This is a genomic window from Pseudomonas acericola (SeqCode) (genome assembly GCF_053456465.1).
In genome coordinates this window covers 20535-39788 of the sequence record NZ_JBRFJB010000010.1, presented here as the reverse complement: position 1 = coordinate 39788, position 19254 = coordinate 20535, and the positions used below count along the sequence as shown (strand labels likewise).

The following is a 19254-nucleotide window of genomic DNA, read 5'->3' as shown; positions in this document are numbered from 1 at the left end:
TCAGTCTCCAAGCGGCAGGCTGTCGGGGCCGCCGCGGTAATCGTCGAGGGCCAGCTTGATCCGGCGCAGGCGTTCCCGGTTGTCGTCCGGCATCGCCAGCGCCAGCTCGGTGGCGAGCAGGTCGATGGCCAGCAGCATGCCGTAGCGCGCCGCCGTGGGTTTGTAGATAAAACTGGTTTCGGCCGGTTGCAGCGGCAGCAGCACATCCGCCAAGTGCGCCAGGGGTGAATCGGCCAAGGTGATGGCGATGATGCGCGCGTCGTAGTTGCGCGCCAGCGCCACCACATCGAGCAACTCGGGGGTGCGCCCGGTCAGGGAGCACACGATCGATACATGCTCCGGGCCCAAGGTTGCCGCCGTGACGCGCATCATCACCGGGTCATGGCAGGCCGCTATCGGATAGCCCAGGCGCACCAGGCGCACTTGCAACTCGTCGCTGCACAGGCTCGACGGGCCGCCCATGCCAAACGCGTGGATCATCCGCGCCTGGCCCAGCAGGCTCACCGCATCGACAAAACTTGCCTGGTTGAAGCCGGACAGGTGCTGACGCAACGTCGCCTCGATATCGCCGAGAATCTGCCGATGAAACGCCGACTGTTCCGGCTTGCCCGCCGGGTCGAGGAAGCGGCTACCGACGCCACTGGCCTGGGCCAGTTGCAGGCGCAGGTCGCGCAAATCGCGACAGCCGACGCTACGGGCAAACCGCGACAACGTGGCGGTGCTGACCTCGGCCCGTTGGGACAACTCTTCCAGGCTGGCCGACGCGGCAAAGCCCACGTCATCGAGCATCAGCCTGGCGATACGGCCTTCGCCGGCGCTGAAGGAATCCTGGCGGGCGCGGATCTGGTAGAGGATGTCCATGAGGTCTCCGGGTTAAAGGATGCAGGACAGACCATAGGTAAGACCGAAGGCGACCAAAGAAATCAGCGTCTCCAACACGGTCCAGGTCTTGAAGGTCTGGATCACCGTCATATTGAAGTATTCCTTGATCAGCCAGAAGCCGCCGTCGTTGACGTGGGAAAAGATCACCGAGCCCGCACCAGTGGCCAGCACCAGCAATTCCGGGTGGGGATAACCCAGGCCCATGGCCACAGGCGCGACCACACCGGATGCGGTGGTCATGGCCACCGTCGCCGAACCCGTGGCGATGCGCATCAATGCGGCGAACAGCCAGCCCATCACCAGCGGCGACAGCTGGAAGGCGTGGGCCAGGCCGAGGATTTCATTGGTAACGCCGGCATCCACCAGGATCCGGTTCAAGCCACCGCCCGCGCCCACCAGCAAGGTGATGCTGGCGGTCGGCGCCAGGCATTCGTTGGTGAACTTGAGGATCGACTCGCGGTTGAAGCCCTGGGCAATGCCCAAGGTCCAGAAACTCACCAAGGTCGCCAGCAGCAGCGCGATCACCGAGTTGCCGATAAACAACAGGAACTGGTTGAAACCGCTGCCCGGCGTGGACAGCACGTTGGCCCAGCCGCCGATCATCATTAACACCACCGGCAACAGAATCGTGCCCATGGTCAGCGCAAAGCTCGGCAGGCGGGTGCGCGGTTCACGCTCGATGAACTGGCGTTCCAGCGGGTTTTCCGCCGGCAGGTGAATGCGCGGCACGATGTATTTGGCATACACCGGGCCGGCGATGATTGCCGTCGGGATGCCGATCAAAATCGCATAGAGCACGGTCTGCCCCACCGACGCGTTATACGCCAGCACCGCCATCATCGCCGCCGGGTGTGGCGGCACCAGCGCATGCACCACCGACAAGCCGGCGACCATGGGCAAGCCGACCATCAGGATCGACACGCCCACACGCCGCGCCACGGTGAAGGCAATCGGCACCAGCAACACAAAACCGACCTCGAAAAACAGCGGCAACCCCACCAAGAACGCGATGCACACCATCGCCCAGTGCGCGTTGCGCTCGCCAAACCGGTTGATCAGGGTGCGCGCCACCTGCTCGGCGCCGCCGGACTCGGCCATCATCTTGCCGAGCATGGTGCCCAGCGCGACGACCAGGGCGATATGCCCCAGGGTCTTGCCGACGCCCGCCTCGTAGGAGCCCATGATGGTGTCTGCCGGCATCCCGGCCGTCAGCGCCAGGCCGATGGACACCAGGGTGATGACGATAAACGGATTGAGCCGGTAACGTGCAATCAGCACGATCAAAGCAATGATGGCGATGGCAGCGTATGCCAACAGCCCGAAGCCCAGTGATGCGGCCATGCGGTACTCCTCGGAAAGGGTCACGTCGAATTGGTTGTGAAACTCATAAATCATTACCGAGGAGTATTTTCAATTTTAATGAAAGTAATTTTCGCCCACAGACACGCGCTGTCGCGTTGGGATATGCCCGACGGCCGCTGATGAAAATGCGGGGGGTGTTCTTACATGAAGATCAGAGGATGGCGGAAACTCAAGCGTCGCCATCCAGTCATAGAATGCGCAACCACTCACAGCCAGGAAAACCGCCCATGATTCGCACATCCCTCGCCGCCAGCGCCCTGCTCCTTGCCCTGTGCGGCAGCGCCTCGGCCGCCGATAACGCGGCGCTGAAAAAATGCATGGACGGCGCCAACACCACCGCCGACATGGTCAATTGCAACGCCCAGGAAACCAAGGTGCAGGACAAGCGCCTGAACACGGCCTACAAGACCGCCCTCGCCGCCCAGGAAGGGGCGCGCAAGCAGCAACTGCAAGACGTGCAGCGCCTGTGGATAAAGTACCGCGATGCCAACTGCGCCTTTGCCGGCAGCGCCACCGGCGGCAGCATCGACCAGGTCAACGGCTCCGGCTGCGTACTGGACATGACCCAGACCCGCGCCCAGGAACTGGAAGACCTGGTCGGGCCATGAAACTATTTGTGGCGAGGGAGCTTGCTCCCGCTGGAGTGCGCAGCGCTCCCAAGTTTTTTGGGGCCGCTACGCAGCCCAGCGGGAGCAAGCTCCCTCGCCACAAGTATTCCAGCTCACCACTCAATCAGTCGTGATGAACCTTGGCGCGCTTGAGCAGCTTCTTGCAGCGCTCCGACAAATGCAGCACCCGCAGGTGCTTGCCGGCCTTGGTGTAGCGCTCGCGCAGGGTCATCAGCGCGGCAATCGCTGAATAATCGACAAAGCTCAGGTGACGGCAATCCAGCGTCACCTGGGCCGGGTCGTTGGCCGGGTCGAACTGGTTCAGAAACGGCGTGGTCGAGGCGAAGAACAATGTGCCGTGCAGGCGATAGAGCTTGCTGCCATCGGCCTCCAGATGCTCATCGGCATACAACTCCCGCGCCTGCTGCCAGGCAAAGTTCAGCGCCGCAATCACAATCCCGCACAACACCGCCGTGGCCAGGTCGGTGAATACCGTGATCACCGTCACCGCGATAATCACCAGCACATCGTTGAGCGGTACCTTGTTGATCACCCGCAAGGAAGCCCAGGCGAAGGTCTGCTGGGACACCACGAACATCACCCCCACCAGCGCCGCCAGCGGAATCCGCTCGATAAACGGCGACAGAAACAAGATGAACAACAGGATCATCACCCCGGCAAACACCCCGGAGAAACGCCCGCGCCCACCGGAACTGAGGTTGATCACGGTTTGCCCGATCATCGCGCAACCGCCCATGCCGCCAAACACGCCGGAAACCATGTTCGCCGCGCCCAGGGCCACGCTTTCGCGGTCGGGGTAGCCACGGGTCTCGGTGATTTCGTCGGTGAGGTTCAGGGTGAGCAGGGTTTCCAGCAGGCCGACCATGGCCATCAGGAACGCGTACGGCGCGATGATGCCGAGGGTTTCCAGGGTCCAGGGAATTTGCGGCAGGGCAAAGGTGGGCAGGCCGCCGGCGATGTGGGCCATGTCGCCCAACGTGCGCGTCGGCAGGCCGAGTAGGTACACCGCCAGACCGACGCCGAGGATCGCCACCAGCGCCGGCGGCACAGCACGGGTGATACGCGGCAACAGGTAGACAATCGCCATGGTCACCAGCACCAGGCCAATCATCACGTACAACGGCGTGCCGCTGAGCCAGTGTTCACCGCTCTTGAAATGCTCCAGTTGCGCCAGCGCAATGATGATCGCCAAGCCATTCACGAAGCCGAGCATCACCGGGTGCGGCACCATGCGCACCAGCTTGCCCAGGCGCAACAGGCCGAACGCGATCATGATCAACCCGCCCAGCAGCACCGTGGCCAGCAGGTACTCCACGCCGTGCTGCACCACCAAGGCGACGATCACCACCGCCATCGAGCCCGCCGCACCGGAGACCATGCCGGGCCGGCCACCGAACAATGCGGTGAGGGTGCAGATGATAAAGGCGCCGTAGAGCCCCATCAGCGGGTTGAGGTGGGCCACCAGGGCAAAGGCGATGCATTCGGGTAGCAGCGCAAAAGACGTGGTGAGGCCGGCCAGGGCATCGGCGCGCAGACGGGTGAGGTTCATGAGGTACCAGGGTAATGCGGGGGATAAGGCTGGGGATGGTACGGAATTGAGCGGGGTGGGGCTAGTCTGGAGGACCGAGTGGCCTTCATCGCAGGCAAGCCAGCTCCCACACTTGAATGTGTTCACAAATTTAAATGTGTTCACAAATCAAACTGTGGGAGCTGGCTTGCCTGCGATGGCCGCGACGCGGTACTAAGCGAACCTCAAACCATCTCGCCCCGAATCCACTCAACCACCGAAGTCCGCTTCGGCACCCACCCCAACACCTCCCGCGCCCGCTGCCCACGCACCCGGCTGTTGGAGCCCAAACCATAGTTCGCCATCTCATAACCCCACTCGGCCTCAGCCTCGGCCAACGGCCAATCCTGTGGTTGACCCAGGCCCAAGGCTTCGGCAATCGCCGTGGTCATGCCGATAAACGACGCTTCACTGCTTTCGACAAAGTAGAACGTGCCCGGCACATTCTTGGTCAGCGCCAGCAAATACAACGCCACCACATCCTCAATATGCACGTTGGACCAGATGTTCTGCCCCGGCCCCACATGGCGCACAACCCCACTCTTGCGCGCCTGCTTGAGCAAACGCGGCAATTGCACGCTGTCACGCTTCACGCCCAGGCTGTGGCCGTAGATCAGGGTGTTGCAGATCACCGCCGAATTCACGCCGTCGTGGGCGGCGGCCAGGATCAGGTTGTCGATGGCGACGCGGGCGGCTTTATCCACCGTCGGTTCCGGCAGATTGTCTTCGAAGTAGATGACCTCGCTGGCCTTGCCGCCCGACGCATCACCGACGATGCTCGAACCGCTGGTGTGCAGGAACGGTTTGTTCGAACCTTTCAGCGCCGCCAGCAAGGTTTCCACGGCCGCACGATGATCGCTGCTGGCGGCGTTGATCACCGCGTCAGCCTTCTGCGCCTGCTCGGTCAATACGGCCGCGTCCTCCAGGCTGCCGATCACCGGGGTGATGCCCAAGGCGGTCATTTCAGCGGCTTGTTCGGCGCTGCGTATCAGGCCAGTGACGGTGTGGCCAGCCTTGACCAGACCAGTGGCAATGGAACCGCCGATAAAACCGGCGGCGCCGGTAACGAATACGTTCATGGAAGGTGCTCCTGACGAGGTAAGTGATGGGCCCAGTATCAATGCCCACTCCCCGCCGAATAAGCCCGTGCCGCCCAATTCACTCTTGCGTGGCGGTCACGAATCAGCAGGCATACCGCGCCAGTTTGGCCTGGATAAAGTCGAGGAAGCACTGGATGCGCAGCGCCAACTGCGAGTTGCGGTAATACACCGCGTGGATCGGCTGGCGATAACCACTGTTGAACGCCTCAAGCACCGGCACCAGGCGGCCGGCGTCGATGTCGGCGCTGGTCATGAAGTTCGACAGGCAGCAAATGCCCTGCCCTTCCAGCGCCAACTGGCGCAGGGTTTCGCCACTGGAAGCGGCAATGCCCGGCTGGATCAGCCAGCGGTCGCCTTCCACATGGCGCAGCGGCCAGTGGTTGAGGGTTTCGGTCTGGGTGAAGCCCAGCAAGGTGTGATCGGCCAACTCGGCCACCGTGGTCGGTGCGCCGAACTGCGCGATGTAGTCGGGGCTGGCGAGGATATGCAGCGGCGTACAGCCGAGGGAACGGGCATGCAGGGTGGAATCGGCCAATACGCCGATACGGATTGCAATGTCGGTGCTCTGTTCCAGCAGGTCGATGATCAAGTCATCGCTGTTCAGCTCCAGCTGGATTTCCGGGTACAACCGGCGAAACTCGGCGATGTACGGCACGATCCCATGCAGCATAAACGGCACCGCCGCATTGATGCGCAGGCGCCCTGCCGGGTTTTTCTGGCGCGACGACAGGCGTTCTTCCAGCTCATCCATCTGCGCCAGGATCACCTTGGCCTGCTCGAAGAAGTACTTGCCCTCTTCGGTCAGGTCCATGCGCCGCGTGGTGCGGTTGATCAGCGTGGTGTCGAGCTTGGCCTCCAGGCGCGACAGCGTGCGGCTGACCGCCGACGGCGTCTGCCCGACCTGCTCCGCCGCCGCGGAAATCGAGCCGCACTCAATCACGCTGACAAAGATTTGTAGCTCGTCGGATCGGGCTTTCACAGGCGGTCCTCGTTATCGGTTCGCAGCAGCTTACACCGAGAGGTTGAACACCTGCGCCAAGTGCTGTTCGTAGCGCGCCACGTCGGCTTCGATGGCCGGGCGTTTCATCACGTCTACACAGAGGAAGGTCGGCAGGCCGGTCATGCCGAGGAATTCGTTGGCCTTGTGGAATGGGAAGTACACGGCGTCCACGCCCTTGGCTTCAAAGAAGTCGCTCGGGTCGTCGAAGGCTTGCTGCGGCGCGTTCCAGGTCAGCGACAACATGTACTGCTTGCCCTGGATCAGGCCGCCGCTACCGTACTTCTGCGACGCATCGGAACGGGTGCGGCCATCGCTGGCATACAGGCTGCCGTGGCCTTCGGTGAAGACTTCGTCGATGTACTTCTTCACGATCCACGGCGCGCCCATCCACCAGCCGGGCATTTGGTAGATGATCACGTCGGCCCAGAGGAACTTGGCGACTTCTTCGGCCACGTCGTAGCCGGCGTCGATATGGGTGACCTTGACGTCGATCCCACCACGGTCCAGCACGGCCAGGGCGGTGTCATGCAGGGTGGTGTTGTAGCGGCCATCGGAGTGGGCGAACTGTTTGCCGCCGTTGAGCAGGAGTACTTTTTTCATGGAAGGGTGTCCAGAGGTTGAAAATGTCTGGACGCAGACTAACGACCTCAGCCCCTCGGAATAAGCCGCGGCGCGGCAAAATACATTTGACTGAAATGCACGAATACCCAGGCGATTGTTAACCACTGATCAGCAGATGAGCGCCCAACAGCGCCATGCCGATAAAAAATACGCGCTTGAACAGCTGCGCACTGATGCGCTGACGCACCACCTGGCCGAGCCACATGCCCAGCAAGGCCGGAAGCAGCGCCAGCAGCGAGGCATTGAGTTCACCGCCGTCCAAACCACCGCGCCAGGCCAACCCGGCGGCCAGCGCCAGGGTCGAGACGGTGAATGACAGCCCCAACGCCTGCACCAGCTGATCGCGGTTCAAACCCAGCGCCTGCAAATACGGCACCGCCGGAATCACAAACACGCCGGTGGCCGAGGTAATAACGCCGGTGATCGCGCCACACAGCGGGCCCAGCCAGCGTTCGTTTGCGGGCTTGACCCTGAACGTGGGCAAGAACAACCCGCTCAACGCATACACCAGCAATGCCCCGCCCAATGCGTGAACAACCCAACCGCCGCCGTCCATCCCCAACCACAAGGTACCGAGCCCGGTGCCGAGAGAGATCAGCAACAGCATCGGCCACAGGCGTTTGAGCAACGCACTCAAGTGGCCGCCGAATGCCAGTTGCCAGAGGTTGGTGACCGTCGAAGGGATGAGCAGCAGCGCCGCAGCCTGCGCCGGCAGCATAGCCAGGCCGAGCAGGCCCATGGCGACGGTGGGCAGGCCCAGGCCGATCACGCCCTTGACCGTGCCGGCCAGCAGGAAGGTGGCGAACACCAGCAGGGTCAGGGCGGGGCCGATATCTTGGTAGAACGCGAGGAAGGTATTCATGGGGCGATTGTGCGGGGTTGGGGCGCGGTTGGAAATTCGCCATATACTGAGGCAGCCTCTTGTTTTGTGTGAGGCTGAGATCGCTATCGCAGGCAAGCCAGCTCCCACCTTTGAAAGTATTCACAAATCAAAATGTGGGAGCGGGCTTGCCCGCGATGAGGCCAGTCCAGTCACCGGAAGCCCCAAGCCATGCACTTTGACCTGATCGACCTACGCCTCTACCTGCACATCCTCGACACCGGCAACATCACCGCCGGCGCAGCCCGCAGCCATTTATCCCTGGCCGCCGCCAGCGCACGCATCCGCGCCATGGAAGCCTCGCTGGGCATCGAATTCCTTGAGCGCGGCCGCCGGGGCGTCACCCCGACACCCGCCGGCATTGCCCTCGCCCGCCACGCCCGCCTACTGCTGCAACAGGCCGAACACCTGCAACAGGACCTGGCGGAATACGCCAACGGCAGCAAAGGCCAGGTGCGCCTGCTGTGCAACACCACCGCCCTCAGCGAATACCTGCCGGAGTTGCTGGCGGCGTTCCTGCGCGAACACCCCAACCTCGATATCGACCTGCAAGAGCTGCCCAGCCTGCGCATCACCCAAGCGTTGCGCCAGGGCACGGCAGACCTTGGGATCATTTCCGACGCGGTAGACACCCACGGCTTGCAGACCCTGCCCTTTCGCGACGACCCGCTGGTGTTGATCATGCCGCTGGACCATCCCCTGGCCACGGGCAGCGTGAGTTTTATCGACAGCCTGCAACACGACTACGTCGGCCTGGCCGCCAGCAGCGCACTGGCGGTGTACCTGGAGGAACAGGCGCTGCACGCCGGGTTTCGCCTGCACACACGGCTTCGTGCCGAGGGGTTTGACGGGGTGATCCGCATGGTCGCCGGTGGCGTCGGCCTGGGCATCGTGCCCGAGGCCGCCCTGCAGCGTTGGCCGGCGGCGCAGCGCTTCAAGGCCCAGCCGCTCAATGAGGCCTGGGCCCGACGCCGCTTGCTGTTAGCCGCTCGCGCGTTCGAACAACTGCCCGGTTACGCCAAAGCCTTGTCTGCCGCCTTGGCCCGGCCCTTGCGGAAGAACCCGTAATACACCGCCGACAAAATCAGCAGGAACGGCACACCAAACACCAGGGTCATCTTGAACGCCTCGGTGAAGTACGTGGTGATCATCACCGCGCCCATCAGCACCAGGCCCAGCAACGTGCTGTAGGGAAACAGGCGCAGCTGGAACGACAGCTTCGGCCCGCCATGGCGCTTGCGATAGCGGCGGAAGAACAGGTGCGTGAGAAAGATCATGAACCAGGTGAAGATCGCGCCAAACATCGAGATGGCCATCATCAGGGTGAACGAGCTTTCCGGGTACACCACGTTGAGCAAGGTCGCCAAGGCAATGCCCGAGCTGGACAGCAGCAGCGCGTTCAACGGGATGCCGCTCTTGCTCAGGGCACCCATGGACTTGGGCGCGAACCCGGCACGGGACAGGCTGAACATCATGCGCGTGGTGATATACAGCTGGCTGTTCATCGCCGACAGCGCCGCGATCAGGATCACGAAGTTCATCACCCCGGTGGCACCGGGAATGCCGATGGTCTGCATCACCGTGACGAACGGGCTCTGGGTCTGCCCGGCCTGGTTCCACGGCACGATGGCGAGCATCAGCGCCAGGGTCAGCAGGTAAAACACCACCAGCCGCACGATGGTGGCGCGGAAGGCTTTTTTCACCGCCTGCTCCGGGTCGGCCGCTTCACCGGCCGCCACGGCGATCATCTCCACGCTCAAGTAGCTGAAGATCGACACGATCACCGCCATCCACATGCCGCTCAGGCCATGGGGGAAAAAGCCGTCGTGGGCCGTGTAGTTCTGCACGCCGTATTCCGGGTTGCCGGAACCGAACACCACGTACACCGCGAGGATGATGAAACCGACGATGGCGCTGATCTTGATCGTCGAGAACCAGTATTCGAAGTTACCGAAGGTCTTCACGCTGATGGCGTTGAGCAGGATCAGCACGCTGGAAAACGACACGATCCACACCCACTCCGGCACGTTGGCGAACCAGTACTTCATGTACATCGCCACCGCCGTGACCTCGGCGCCCACCGCCAACACAATCGCCGCCCAGTAGGCGTAACGCACCAGGAACCCGGCCAACGGGCTGATATAGAACTCGGCATACGCGCCAAAGGAGCCAGAGGTGGAATGGGCCACCGTCATCTCCGCCAGGCAGCCCATTAACAGCAAGGTGATCAACGCGCCGATGGCGTAGCTCACCAGCACGCTGGGCCCGGCATATCCGATGGCGTAGGCGCTGCCCATGAACAGCCCGGTGCCAATGGCGCCGCCGATGGCGATCATGCTCATCTGGCCGGAAGTGAGCTGGCGCCTCAGGCCCAGTTCGCGTTGGGTGATTTCTGCAAAGCCGGTGTCTGGCGTGGTCACGTGGTGTGCCCCTTTATTATTGTGATTGCACTGTTTTAGGCGGTTGTCACAGATCCCCTGTGGGAGCCAGCTCCCACAGTTTGATCGGTGTTGTGTCAGGTCACGCTGTTGCGGACTTTGAATTGCGGCTGGTTCCAGGTGTTGTTATCGAGGATTTCACCGAGGATTTCCACGGCATCAAATACCTCGGTAAAGCTCGTGTACAACGGCGTAAACCCAAACCGCATGATGCGCGGCTCGCGGTAGTCACCGATCACGCCCCGGGCGATCAGCGCCTGGATCACCGCATAACCTTCGGGATGTTCAAAGCTCACATGGCTGCCGCGCTTGGCGTGTTCACGCGGGGTGATCAGCTCCAGGCCATGGGCGGCGCAACGTGCTTCGACCAACGCGATAAACAAGTCGGTCAACGCCAGGGATTTGCGGCGCAGGCTGGCCATGTCGGTCTGCGCAAAAATCTCCAGGCCGCATTCCACCATGGCCAGCGAGGTGATCGGCTGGGTGCCGCACAGGTAACGGGCAATTCCGGCGCTCGGCGCATAGGTCGATTCCATGGCGAACTGCCGCGTATGCCCAAACCAACCTGCCAATGGCTGGCGCACCAGGTCCACCAGCGCCGGGTTGACCCACACAAACGCTTGGGAACCCGGGCCGCCATTGAGATATTTGTAGGTGCAACCAATCGCGTAATCCGCCTCGGCCTGGTGCAGGTCGATGGGCACCGCACCCGCCGAATGCGCCAGGTCCCAAATACTCAGCGCGCCGCATTCGTGGCTCAGCGCGGTGAGCGCCTGCATGTCGTACATGTAGCCGGTCTTGTAGTTGACGTGGGTCAGCATCACCACCGCCACGTCGCTGTCGATGGCGTGTGGCAACTCGTCCGGGCTGTTGACCAGCCGCAGGGAGTAACCCTGTTGCAGCAACTCGGCCAGGCCTTCGGCGATGTACAGGTCGGTGGGAAAGTTGCTCGCTTCGCTGACGATCACTTTGCGCTGCGGTTGGCGCTGGCGCTGCACCGTCAACGCGGCGCTGAGCACCTTGAACAGGTTGATCGAGGTGGTATCGGTGATCACCACTTCGCCATCGCGCGCGCCGATCAGCGGGGCCAGGCGATTGCCCAGGCGCTGGGATAATTCGGCCCAGCCGGCGCTGTTCCAACTGCGAATCAAGCCATTGCCCCACTCGTCGCTGATCACCTGTTGCGCCCGCGCCAGCGCCGTCACCGGGCGGGCGCCGAGGGAGTTGCCGTCGAGGTAGATCACGTCCTCCGGCAAGGCGAACTGCTGGCGCAGCGGCGCCAGCGGGTCTTGATCGTCGAGGGTTTGGCAATGGCTTCGGGTGGTCATGGTCTGTCCTGGTTTTTATAAGTGAAGATGAACCAAATAATGAACGAAGATTTAGAGAATTTTCGTGCAAAGTGCTGGGTAACAAGCTAATTAAGCTGTAGGAAATTCGAATTAAACCTCTAAACACGCGGATTTATTCTAAGCATGATTCTCGACGCCACCGACCTGCGCCTCCTGCATTTCCTGCAACAGGATGGGCGTATCAGCAACCAGGAACTGGCAGAGAAAGTCGCGCTGTCACCGTCCGCGTGCCTGCGCCGTTTGCGCCTGCTGGAAAGCGAGGGAATCATCAGCGGCTACCGCGCCGTGCTGAATGCCGAGCAGTTGGGCATCGAGCTGGAAGCCATCGTCCACCTGTCCCTGCGCCAGGACGTGGAGGATTGGCATGAGACGTTCATCAAGAAGGTGCAAGGCTGGCCGGAAGTGGCCAGTGCCTATGTGATCACCGGCGCGAGCAACTATGTGCTGCGGGTGCAGGCGCGCAATCTCAAGCACTTTTCGGACTTTATCGTGAACCACCTGAACCGCACGGCGGGGGTGATGGATATTCGTTCAGAGATTGTGTTGCAGAAGATCAAGGATCGGGATGAGGTGTTGGATCTGGTAGTGCGCAAATAACCGCAACACCACAAAAAACCCGTGAACACTGAAACCTATGGGAGCTGGCTTGCCTGCGATAGCGGTGGTGAATGTCACATAGCTATCGCAGGCAAGCCAGCTCCCACAGGGTCCAGCTCACACATTTTGTACCGTGTTATTCAGTCTTCGAGGGCGCGTACGCGCTGCATGCGCTTTTGCTCTACCGGCGCGGCAGAGGACTGCAACTCAAAGTCAAAATCAATCTGCGCAAACCGCCCTTCTACCCCAAACTCCCGCGCCAACTGCTGATCGTCACTGAAACGAATCTCGGCAATCAACTCATCCCGCGTCGCGTAGGCAAAGTCATCATGCAGGTACGGATCATCCGACAGGTTGATCTGCGTAGTCAGGTGCCGATGCCCCGGCGCCGAGATAAAGAAGTGAATATGCGCCGGCCGTTGCCCGTGGCGGCCCAGTTGATCGAGCAATTGCTGGGTCGGCCCGGTCGGCGGGCAACCGTATCCCGACGGCACGATGCTGCGGAAACGGTAGTTGCCCTGGGCATCGGTCTCGATGCGGCGGCGCAGGTTGAACTCGGACTGGGACGCGTCAAACCACGAGTAAGTGCCGCCCGTGTTGGCCTGCCACACATCGACAATCGCCCCGGCCAACGGCTTGCCGTCGGTGTCGCGCACCTGGCCGCGCATGAACAGCGGCACCGCCGCGTCCGTGCCATCGTCCAACCGCGCCTCGAACTTGGAGAGCGGCGCACCGGCCACGTACAGCGGGCCTTCAATGGTGCGTGGCGTGCCGCCGGATTTGCCGGCTTCTTCGTCGGCGGCGTCCATCAGCAAGTCCAGGTAGTGCTCCAGGCCCAACCCGGCGGCGAGCAGACCGGCTTCCTGGTTCTTGCCCAATTCGTTGAGGTAGTTGACCGCCTTCCAGAACTCTTCCGGGGTCACTTCCAGGTCTTCGATGATATTCACCGTGTCCCGCAGGATTCGGTAGATCAACGCCTTGGTGCGCGGGTTACCGCCGTCGTTGAGGTTGCCGCTGGCTTCTTCGAGAAACTGTTGGGCGTGGGCAGTCTGGGAAATTCGGATGGACATGGTGCAATCCTCATCTTGTAATTATTAGTGTTGAAAACAGGCTTAACGGTCGTCCTCATGGATCGACGAAGGGTGCCGGCACAGCGCGTTCACTTCGATGGCCATGTAGGGGTAAAGCGGCAGTTGCATCAGCAGGTCGTGCAGTTCTTGCACGCTGTCGACATCAAACACGCTGTAGTTGGCGTAGAACCCGGCGATGCGCCACAGGTGGCGCCATTTGCCCTCGTGTTGCAGGCGCTGGGCCAACGCTTTTTCTTCGGCCTTGAGGGCGGCGGCACGCTCGGGGTGCATGTCCAGCGGCAGGTTCACGGTCATTTTTACGTGGAACAACATGGCAGGCGCCTCTTAGTGTTTGTCACGACGGAAGAACGCCAGGCGCTCTTCATCAATGGCCAGGCCCAGGCCCGGGGCGGTGGAGACATGCAGGTGGAAATCGCGGTACACCAGCGGCTCGGCGAGGATGTCTTCGGTCAGCAGCAGCGGGCCGAACAGCTCGGTGTCCCACGCCAGTTTATTCAAGGTCAGGAACGCATGGGCCGAGGCCAGGGTGCCGACGCCGCCTTCGAGCATGGTGCCGCCGTACAGGCCGATGCCGGCCGCTTCGGCAATCGCCGCGGTGCGCAGCACGGCGCGCGGGCCGCCGTTCTTGGCGATCTTGAGGGCGAACACCGAGGCCGCGCCTTCGCGGGCCAGGTTGAAGGCGTCTTCCACGCATTCGATGGACTCATCGGCCATGATCGGTGCAGGGCTCGACAGGTTGAGCCGGGCCATGCCGCCCCGGTTGTTGCGCGAGATCGGCTGTTCGATCAGGTCGATACCGTTGTCGCCCAACACCTTGCAGGCACGCAGGGCGACGGCTTCATCCCAGGCCTGATTGACGTCCACGCGCACACTGGCGCGGTCGCCCAGGGCTTTTTTGATCGCGATCACATGGGCCAGATCCTGGCTGACTTCGCCAGCGCCGATCTTCAACTTGAAGATGCGGTGGCGGCGCAGGTCGAGCATCTTCTCGGCCTCGGCGATGTCTTTTTCGGTGTTGCCGCTGGCCAGCGTCCAGGCCACTGGCAGCGCATCGCGCACACGGCCGCCGAGCAGTTCGCTGACCGGCAGGTTCAGGCGTTTTCCCAAGGCGTCTAGCAAGGCGCTTTCGATGCCGGACTTGGCAAAGGTGTTGCCTCGGATGCTGCGTTCCAGGCGCAACATGGCGGCGTTGATATTGCTCGCATCCTGGCCGATCAGCAGCGGGGCGAAGTGGCGATCGATGTTGACCTTGATGCTCTCCGGGCTTTCGTTGCCATAGCTCAAGCCGCCGATGGTGGTGGCTTCGCCGATGCCTTCGATGCCATCGGCGCAGCGCAGGCGGATGATCACCAGCGTCTGGTTTTGCATGGTGTGCATCGCCAGCTTGTGCGGGCGGATGGTAGGCAGATCGACAATAATCGTCTCGATCGACTCGATGGCGCAAATCGGCATGGCAATACCCGTTGGGTTCTTTATAGATTTGCGTCGATTCTGTCCCGCATTTTTTCTGGGTTCCAATATAGAATTAGTCTCAAACAATACTCTCAAGGTATGAAGGGAGCTGACATGGAACTGCGTCACCTGCGCTATTTCCAGGTGCTGGGCGAAACCCTCAACTTCACCCGCGCCGCCGAACGTCTGCACATCGCCCAGCCGCCGCTGAGCCGGCAGATCCAGCAATTGGAAGAGGAATTGGGCGTGATCCTGCTGGAGCGCGGCCGCCCGTTGCGGCTGACCGAGGCCGGGCGGTTTTTCTATGAACACGCCAATGTGTTGCTGGAGCAACTGCACAAGGTGTGCGACAACACCCGCCGCATTGGCCAGGGCGAGAAGACGTGGCTGGGCATCGGCTTTGCGCCCTCGACGCTGTACGGCGTGCTGCCGGAGTTGATCCGCCGCCTGCGCAACCACGACGCGCTGGAGCTGGAGCTGGGGCTGTCGGAAATGACCACCTTGCAGCAGGTCGAAGCGCTCAAGGCCGGGCGCATCGATGTGGGCTTCGGGCGGATTCGCATCGACGACCCCGCCATCGTCCAGCGCGTGTTGGTGGAAGACCGCCTGGTGGCCGTGCTGCCCGCCGGCCACCCGTTGCTCGCCGCGCCCGCCACGCTGGCGCAGTTGGCGGCCGAGCCGTTTGTGCTCTACCCCGGCAACCCGCGCCCCAGCTATGCCGACCACGTGATTGCCTTGTTCGACGCCCATGGCTTGAGCCTCCAGGTGGCGCAGTGGACCAACGAGCTGCAGACCGCCATCGGCCTGGTCGGCGCCGGGATGGGCGTGACGCTGGTGCCGGCGTCGGTGCAGGTGCTGCATCGCGCGGATATCGGCTATACGCCGGTGGTGGAGGCCACGGCGACGTCGCCGATTATCCTTAGTCGGCGAGTGAATGATCAGTCGCCAGGGCTGAGGCATTGTTTGCAGTTGGTAGAGGAGCTGATCTGATTTCTCAAAAACACCGCAAGTCCCCTGTGGGAGCAGACAAGCCAGCTCCCACAGTTTGATCTCCATAGTTCTCAGGTACCGCGCAGGCGCTTGCGTTGCAGCGTCTGGCTGGGGGATTCGTCAAACAACTTGCGGTACTCCGCCGAGAACCTGCCCAAATGCGTAAAGCCCCACCCCAACGCAATCTCGGAAATAGTCCGCGTCGCACCATGCTCAAGAATCTCCTGGCGCACCGCACTCAACCGGAACTTCTTCAAATAGACCATGGGCGACAGGGCAAAATACTTGCGAAACGCATCAAACAACTTGAACCGCGACACCCCAGCCGCAGCTTCCAGATCTTCCAGATGCACCGCTTCGCGGGCGTTGTCGTGGATAAACTGCCGCGCACGGATCAGGTAGTGCGGCAATTTCACCCCCAGCACATCGCGCAGTTCTTCTGAATAGTTGTTCGGCTGCGCGAGGATCAAGCCCTTGATCAGCGAGCTTTCCAGGTCGCGGGTGAACGCCGCCTGTTCATAAAGTTCGCTGCTGCATTCCAGTTCGGCAATAAAGTAGCGCGCCATGCGCCACCACGACGCCGACGCGCCCTCCACCGCATCCATCACCGACTCAAAGCGCAGCGGCGTCTCGATCGGGCGTTGCAGCAAACCCTCCAGGGACTCGCTCATCGCCGCCCGCGTGATGACCACCTGCAACTTGCGGCAGTCGCCGGAAATCGCCAGCACCTGATGTTCGTTGGGCGAGATGATCACGCCTTGGTCACGGTTGGAACTCAGGCGCTCGCCGTTCTTGCTCAGTTCCTGCTCGCCCTCCAGCGGCAGGCTCAGGCTGTAGCTGCTGAAGTGCTCGGCGTCTTCGATGTCGATGGTCACGTCGGTGCCGTATTCGATCACGCCCAAGGTGGTGGCGCGGGACTTGAGCACATTGGCGCTGTGGTGGAAGCGCAGGCGCTCGGGTGTGGCGGTGGTCAGGCGATGGGGCCCGCAGATACCGGACATCCAGCTGCGGGCGCCCTCCAGGTCGAAACGTTGAATCGTTTGGCTGCTCATCAGGATGCACCCACGGCGGTTAGGCGTTTGCGCGCTCTGGCGGCGCGTCATTGTTAGTGTTCGACAGCAAATTCCACGCCACGCCGGGGGCATTGCCACTGAGTGGATAGCACCGGCGGACTATGTGGATAAACGTAGGACTTTTCCGGCAATTGCCCGCGAAGACAGTAGCGCATTGCGTCACCGTCCTGCACCGCCGTGGGTATTTGCTGCCCAATTATCCGGCGCACCTTCCCCGATTAAGCGGATAGCCCGCGCCCTGCCCCGCTGCCTCTAATAAACCACCGATTAGCCCCTATCAAAAAAGGTGCCTCCCATGAGTGGTGCAAGAAGCGTCGAGCAGTGGAAAACGTTTATCGAAGGTTGCCTGGATTTTCGCCCGGCCGATGAGGTGTTCCGCATCGCCCGCGACATGTTCACCGAGCCGCAGCTGTTCGATCTGGAGATGGAACTGATCTTCGAGAAAAACTGGATCTACGCCTGCCACGAAAGCGAACTGGCCAACAACCACGACTTCGTGACGATGCGCGCCGGGCGCCAGCCGATGATCATCACCCGCGACGGCGAGGGTCAGCTGAATGCGCTGATCAACGCCTGCCAGCATCGCGGCACCACGTTGACGCGGGTCGGCAAGGGCAACCAGTCGACCTTTACCTGCCCGTTCCACGCCTGGTGCTACAAGAGCGATGGCCGGCTGGTGAAGGTCAAGGCACCGGGGGAATACCCCGAAGGTTTCGACAAGGCGACGCGCGGCCTGAAAAAAGCCCGTATCGAGAGCTACAAGGGCTTTGTGTTTATCAGCCTCGATGTGAATGGCACGGACAGTCTGGAAGACTTCCTCGGCGACGCCAAAGTGTTCTTCGACATGATGGTCGCCCAGTCCGCCAGCGGTGAGCTGGAAGTGCTGCCGGGCAAGTCCGCCTACACCTACGACGGCAACTGGAAGCTGCAGAACGAAAACGGCCTGGACGGTTATCACGTCAGCACCGTGCACTACAACTACGTGGCCACGGTGCAGCATCGCCAGCAGGTGAATACGGAAAACGGCACCGGCTCCGCCAGCACCTTGGACTACAGCAAGCTTGGCGCCGGCGATGCGAATACCGATGACGGCTGGTTTGCCTTCAACAACGGTCATAGCGTGCTGTTCAGCGACATGCCCAACCCGAGCGTGCGCTCCGGCTACGCCACCATCATGCCGCGCCTCGTTGAAGAACACGGCCAGCAAAAAGCCGAATGGATGATGCACCGCCTGCGCAACCTGAACATCTACCCGAGCCTGTTCTTTCTCGACCAGATCAGCTCGCAACTGCGCATCATCCGCCCGGTGGCGTGGAACAAGACCGAGATCATCAGCCAATGCCTGGGGGTGAAGGGCGAGTCCGACGCCGACCGCGAAAACCGCATCCGCCAGTTTGAAGACTTCTTCAACGTCTCCGGCATGGGCACGCCGGACGACCTCGTAGAATTCCGCGAAGCCCAGCGCGGCTTCCAGGGCCGCCTGGAACGCTGGAGCGATATCTCCCGCGGCAGCCACCGCTGGCAAACCGGGCCCACGCCCAACAGCGAAGCCATCGGCATCCAACCGGCGATGACCGGCACCGAATTCACCCACGAAGGCCTGTACGTGAACCAGCACCGCAACTGGCAACGCTTCCTCCTCAACGGCCTCGACAAACAAGCGCTGACACTGCGGGAGGTGGAGTGATGAATGCCCAATTGCAGTACCAGATCGAGCAGTTCTTCTACCGCAAGTCCGAGCTGTGCGACGCCCAGGACTGGGACGCCTACGTGCAACTGTTCGACCCGCAAAGTGAATTCCACCTGCCGCAATGGGACTCGGAACACGTCTACACCCGCGACCCCAAGCGCGAGATGTCGCTGATCTACTACGCCAACCGCTCGGGCCTGGAAGACCGCGTGTTCCGCCTGCGCACCGGCAAGGCGGCGTCGGCGACACCGATGCCGCGCACCTTGCACCTGATCAACAACGTGCGCATTGCCGAGCAGGCCGACGGCACGCTGCAAGTGAAGTTGAACTGGCACACGCTGTTTTATCGCCTGGCCACCTCGGAGCAGTTCTACGGACACGCCACTTATAGCCTCAAGCCCCATGGCGACAGTTGGCTGATCACGCGCAAGCATGCGTTGTTGCTCAACGACACGATCAACTCGGTGCTGGATTTCTATCACCTCTAACCACGAAGCGCTTTTTGTGGCGAGGGAGCTTGCTCCCGCTGGAGT

General features: G+C 61.8%; 19 protein-coding genes. 6 read left to right on the top strand and 13 right to left on the bottom strand.

The genetic code is table 11. The annotated features are described in order from the left end of the window. Both ACU688_RS25265 and ACU688_RS25260 read right to left on the bottom strand, forming a co-directional pair. Complete coding sequence (locus ACU688_RS25265; RefSeq protein WP_448186832.1) at positions 1 to 861, bottom strand: MurR/RpiR family transcriptional regulator; 861 nt, start codon at positions 859 to 861, stop codon at positions 1 to 3. Between the two features lie 12 nt (positions 862 to 873). After that, on the bottom strand, positions 874 to 2223 hold the full coding sequence (locus tag ACU688_RS25260; protein ID WP_448186831.1) for a GntT/GntP/DsdX family permease: 1350 nt from the start codon (positions 2221 to 2223) through the stop codon (positions 874 to 876). Positions 2224 to 2471: 248 nt separating this feature from the next. Here ACU688_RS25260 and ACU688_RS25255 point away from each other — a divergent pair, with 248 nt between their 5' ends. Beyond that, positions 2472 to 2852, top strand: a complete 381-nt coding sequence (locus ACU688_RS25255) for a lysozyme inhibitor LprI family protein (RefSeq protein WP_448186830.1) — start codon at positions 2472 to 2474, stop codon at positions 2850 to 2852. A gap of 124 nt (positions 2853 to 2976) precedes the next feature. Here the strand turns inward: ACU688_RS25255 and ACU688_RS25250 are convergent, their stop codons facing one another. From ACU688_RS25250 to ACU688_RS25230, 5 genes are all read right to left on the bottom strand, one after another. Then, entirely contained in the window at positions 2977 to 4422 is a 1446-nt protein-coding gene (locus ACU688_RS25250; protein WP_448186829.1) for a SulP family inorganic anion transporter, read from the bottom strand. A 203-nt stretch (positions 4423 to 4625) separates the two neighbouring features. After that, entirely contained in the window at positions 4626 to 5519 is an 894-nt protein-coding gene (locus ACU688_RS25245; RefSeq protein WP_448186828.1) for an NAD-dependent epimerase/dehydratase family protein, read from the bottom strand. Positions 5520 to 5622: 103 nt separating this feature from the next. Beyond that, positions 5623 to 6519 (bottom strand): LysR substrate-binding domain-containing protein, encoded by an 897-nt coding sequence (locus tag ACU688_RS25240; RefSeq protein ID WP_448186827.1) that lies wholly within the window; start codon positions 6517 to 6519, stop codon positions 5623 to 5625. A 30-nt stretch (positions 6520 to 6549) separates the two neighbouring features. Next, complete coding sequence (gene mdaB, locus ACU688_RS25235) at positions 6550 to 7140, bottom strand: NADPH:quinone oxidoreductase MdaB (RefSeq protein WP_448186826.1); 591 nt, start codon at positions 7138 to 7140, stop codon at positions 6550 to 6552. Between the two features lie 118 nt (positions 7141 to 7258). Beyond that, positions 7259 to 8023 carry a sulfite exporter TauE/SafE family protein gene (locus tag ACU688_RS25230; RefSeq protein ID WP_448186825.1) on the bottom strand — a complete coding sequence of 255 codons (765 nt, stop codon included), beginning with the start codon at positions 8021 to 8023 and terminating at the stop codon, positions 7259 to 7261. Between the two features lie 189 nt (positions 8024 to 8212). On the opposite strand from ACU688_RS25230, the gene ACU688_RS25225 reads away from it, so the two are divergent. After that, positions 8213 to 9109, top strand: a complete 897-nt coding sequence (locus ACU688_RS25225) for a LysR substrate-binding domain-containing protein (protein WP_448186824.1) — start codon at positions 8213 to 8215, stop codon at positions 9107 to 9109. On the opposite strand, the gene ACU688_RS25220 is transcribed toward ACU688_RS25225, so the two are convergent. Together ACU688_RS25220 and kynU are read right to left on the bottom strand one after the other, a co-directional pair. Continuing rightward, positions 9055 to 10461: an amino acid permease gene (locus ACU688_RS25220; protein ID WP_448186823.1), complete on the bottom strand. Its 1407-nt coding sequence runs from the start codon at positions 10459 to 10461 to the stop codon at positions 9055 to 9057. The genes ACU688_RS25225 and ACU688_RS25220 overlap by 55 nt on opposite strands. A 95-nt stretch (positions 10462 to 10556) precedes the next feature. Then, a complete protein-coding gene (gene kynU, locus ACU688_RS25215; protein ID WP_448186822.1) occupies positions 10557 to 11807 on the bottom strand; it encodes a kynureninase in 1251 nt (416 codons plus the stop codon). 144 nt (positions 11808 to 11951) lie between these two features. Here kynU and ACU688_RS25210 point away from each other — a divergent pair, with 144 nt between their 5' ends. Continuing rightward, the gene (locus tag ACU688_RS25210) at positions 11952 to 12425 is read left to right on the top strand and encodes an Lrp/AsnC family transcriptional regulator (protein ID WP_003176072.1); all 474 of its coding nucleotides are present in this window, start codon (positions 11952 to 11954) and stop codon (positions 12423 to 12425) included. Positions 12426 to 12565: 140 nt separating this feature from the next. Here ACU688_RS25210 and catA read toward each other — a convergent pair whose 3' ends face one another. The 3 genes from catA to ACU688_RS25195 are packed head-to-tail and all read right to left on the bottom strand — an operon-like array spanning position 12566 to position 14968. After that, complete coding sequence (gene catA, locus ACU688_RS25205) at positions 12566 to 13495, bottom strand: catechol 1,2-dioxygenase (protein WP_448186821.1); 930 nt, start codon at positions 13493 to 13495, stop codon at positions 12566 to 12568. A 42-nt stretch (positions 13496 to 13537) separates the two neighbouring features. Then, a complete protein-coding gene (gene catC, locus ACU688_RS25200; RefSeq protein ID WP_448186820.1) occupies positions 13538 to 13828 on the bottom strand; it encodes a muconolactone Delta-isomerase in 291 nt (96 codons plus the stop codon). A 12-nt stretch (positions 13829 to 13840) separates the two neighbouring features. Beyond that, positions 13841 to 14968 (bottom strand): muconate cycloisomerase family protein, encoded by a 1128-nt coding sequence (locus tag ACU688_RS25195; RefSeq protein WP_448186819.1) that lies wholly within the window; start codon positions 14966 to 14968, stop codon positions 13841 to 13843. Between the two features lie 114 nt (positions 14969 to 15082). Between ACU688_RS25195 and ACU688_RS25190 the strand changes: the two genes are divergently transcribed. Beyond that, positions 15083 to 15958 carry a LysR family transcriptional regulator gene (locus ACU688_RS25190; protein WP_448186818.1) on the top strand — a complete coding sequence of 292 codons (876 nt, stop codon included), beginning with the start codon at positions 15083 to 15085 and terminating at the stop codon, positions 15956 to 15958. Between the two features lie 71 nt (positions 15959 to 16029). On the opposite strand, the gene ACU688_RS25185 is transcribed toward ACU688_RS25190, so the two are convergent. Beyond that, positions 16030 to 17010 (bottom strand): AraC family transcriptional regulator, encoded by a 981-nt coding sequence (locus ACU688_RS25185; protein WP_448186817.1) that lies wholly within the window; start codon positions 17008 to 17010, stop codon positions 16030 to 16032. 316 nt (positions 17011 to 17326) lie between these two features. Here ACU688_RS25185 and antA point away from each other — a divergent pair, with 316 nt between their 5' ends. Together antA and antB are read left to right on the top strand one after the other, a co-directional pair. After that, the gene (antA, locus tag ACU688_RS25180; protein WP_448186816.1) at positions 17327 to 18718 is read left to right on the top strand and encodes an anthranilate 1,2-dioxygenase large subunit; all 1392 of its coding nucleotides are present in this window, start codon (positions 17327 to 17329) and stop codon (positions 18716 to 18718) included. Beyond that, positions 18718 to 19209, top strand: a complete 492-nt coding sequence (gene antB, locus ACU688_RS25175; protein ID WP_207046508.1) for an anthranilate 1,2-dioxygenase small subunit — start codon at positions 18718 to 18720, stop codon at positions 19207 to 19209. The genes antA and antB overlap by 1 nt, the downstream gene beginning before the upstream one ends. The last annotated feature ends 45 nt before the right edge of the window (positions 19210 to 19254 follow it).

What these genes read in the sequence shown, in the direction of transcription:
- ACU688_RS25265 (WP_448186832.1), bottom strand. Translation starts at nt 861, where the DNA reads ATGGACATCCTCTACCAGATCCGCGCCCGCCAGGATTCCTTCAGCGCC.
- ACU688_RS25260 (WP_448186831.1), bottom strand. Translation starts at nt 2,223, where the DNA reads ATGGCCGCATCACTGGGCTTCGGGCTGTTGGCATACGCTGCCATCGCC.
- ACU688_RS25255 (WP_448186830.1), top strand. Translation starts at nt 2,472, where the DNA reads ATGATTCGCACATCCCTCGCCGCCAGCGCCCTGCTCCTTGCCCTGTGC.
- ACU688_RS25250 (WP_448186829.1), bottom strand. Translation starts at nt 4,422, where the DNA reads ATGAACCTCACCCGTCTGCGCGCCGATGCCCTGGCCGGCCTCACCACG.
- ACU688_RS25245 (WP_448186828.1), bottom strand. Translation starts at nt 5,519, where the DNA reads ATGAACGTATTCGTTACCGGCGCCGCCGGTTTTATCGGCGGTTCCATT.
- mdaB (WP_448186826.1), bottom strand. Translation starts at nt 7,140, where the DNA reads ATGAAAAAAGTACTCCTGCTCAACGGCGGCAAACAGTTCGCCCACTCC.
- ACU688_RS25230 (WP_448186825.1), bottom strand. Translation starts at nt 8,023, where the DNA reads ATGAATACCTTCCTCGCGTTCTACCAAGATATCGGCCCCGCCCTGACC.
- ACU688_RS25225 (WP_448186824.1), top strand. Translation starts at nt 8,213, where the DNA reads ATGCACTTTGACCTGATCGACCTACGCCTCTACCTGCACATCCTCGAC.
- kynU (WP_448186822.1), bottom strand. Translation starts at nt 11,807, where the DNA reads ATGACCACCCGAAGCCATTGCCAAACCCTCGACGATCAAGACCCGCTG.
- ACU688_RS25210 (WP_003176072.1), top strand. Translation starts at nt 11,952, where the DNA reads ATGATTCTCGACGCCACCGACCTGCGCCTCCTGCATTTCCTGCAACAG.
- catA (WP_448186821.1), bottom strand. Translation starts at nt 13,495, where the DNA reads ATGTCCATCCGAATTTCCCAGACTGCCCACGCCCAACAGTTTCTCGAA.
- catC (WP_448186820.1), bottom strand. Translation starts at nt 13,828, where the DNA reads ATGTTGTTCCACGTAAAAATGACCGTGAACCTGCCGCTGGACATGCAC.
- ACU688_RS25195 (WP_448186819.1), bottom strand. Translation starts at nt 14,968, where the DNA reads ATGCCGATTTGCGCCATCGAGTCGATCGAGACGATTATTGTCGATCTG.
- ACU688_RS25190 (WP_448186818.1), top strand. Translation starts at nt 15,083, where the DNA reads ATGGAACTGCGTCACCTGCGCTATTTCCAGGTGCTGGGCGAAACCCTC.
- ACU688_RS25185 (WP_448186817.1), bottom strand. Translation starts at nt 17,010, where the DNA reads ATGAGCAGCCAAACGATTCAACGTTTCGACCTGGAGGGCGCCCGCAGC.
- antA (WP_448186816.1), top strand. Translation starts at nt 17,327, where the DNA reads ATGAGTGGTGCAAGAAGCGTCGAGCAGTGGAAAACGTTTATCGAAGGT.
- antB (WP_207046508.1), top strand. Translation starts at nt 18,718, where the DNA reads ATGAATGCCCAATTGCAGTACCAGATCGAGCAGTTCTTCTACCGCAAG.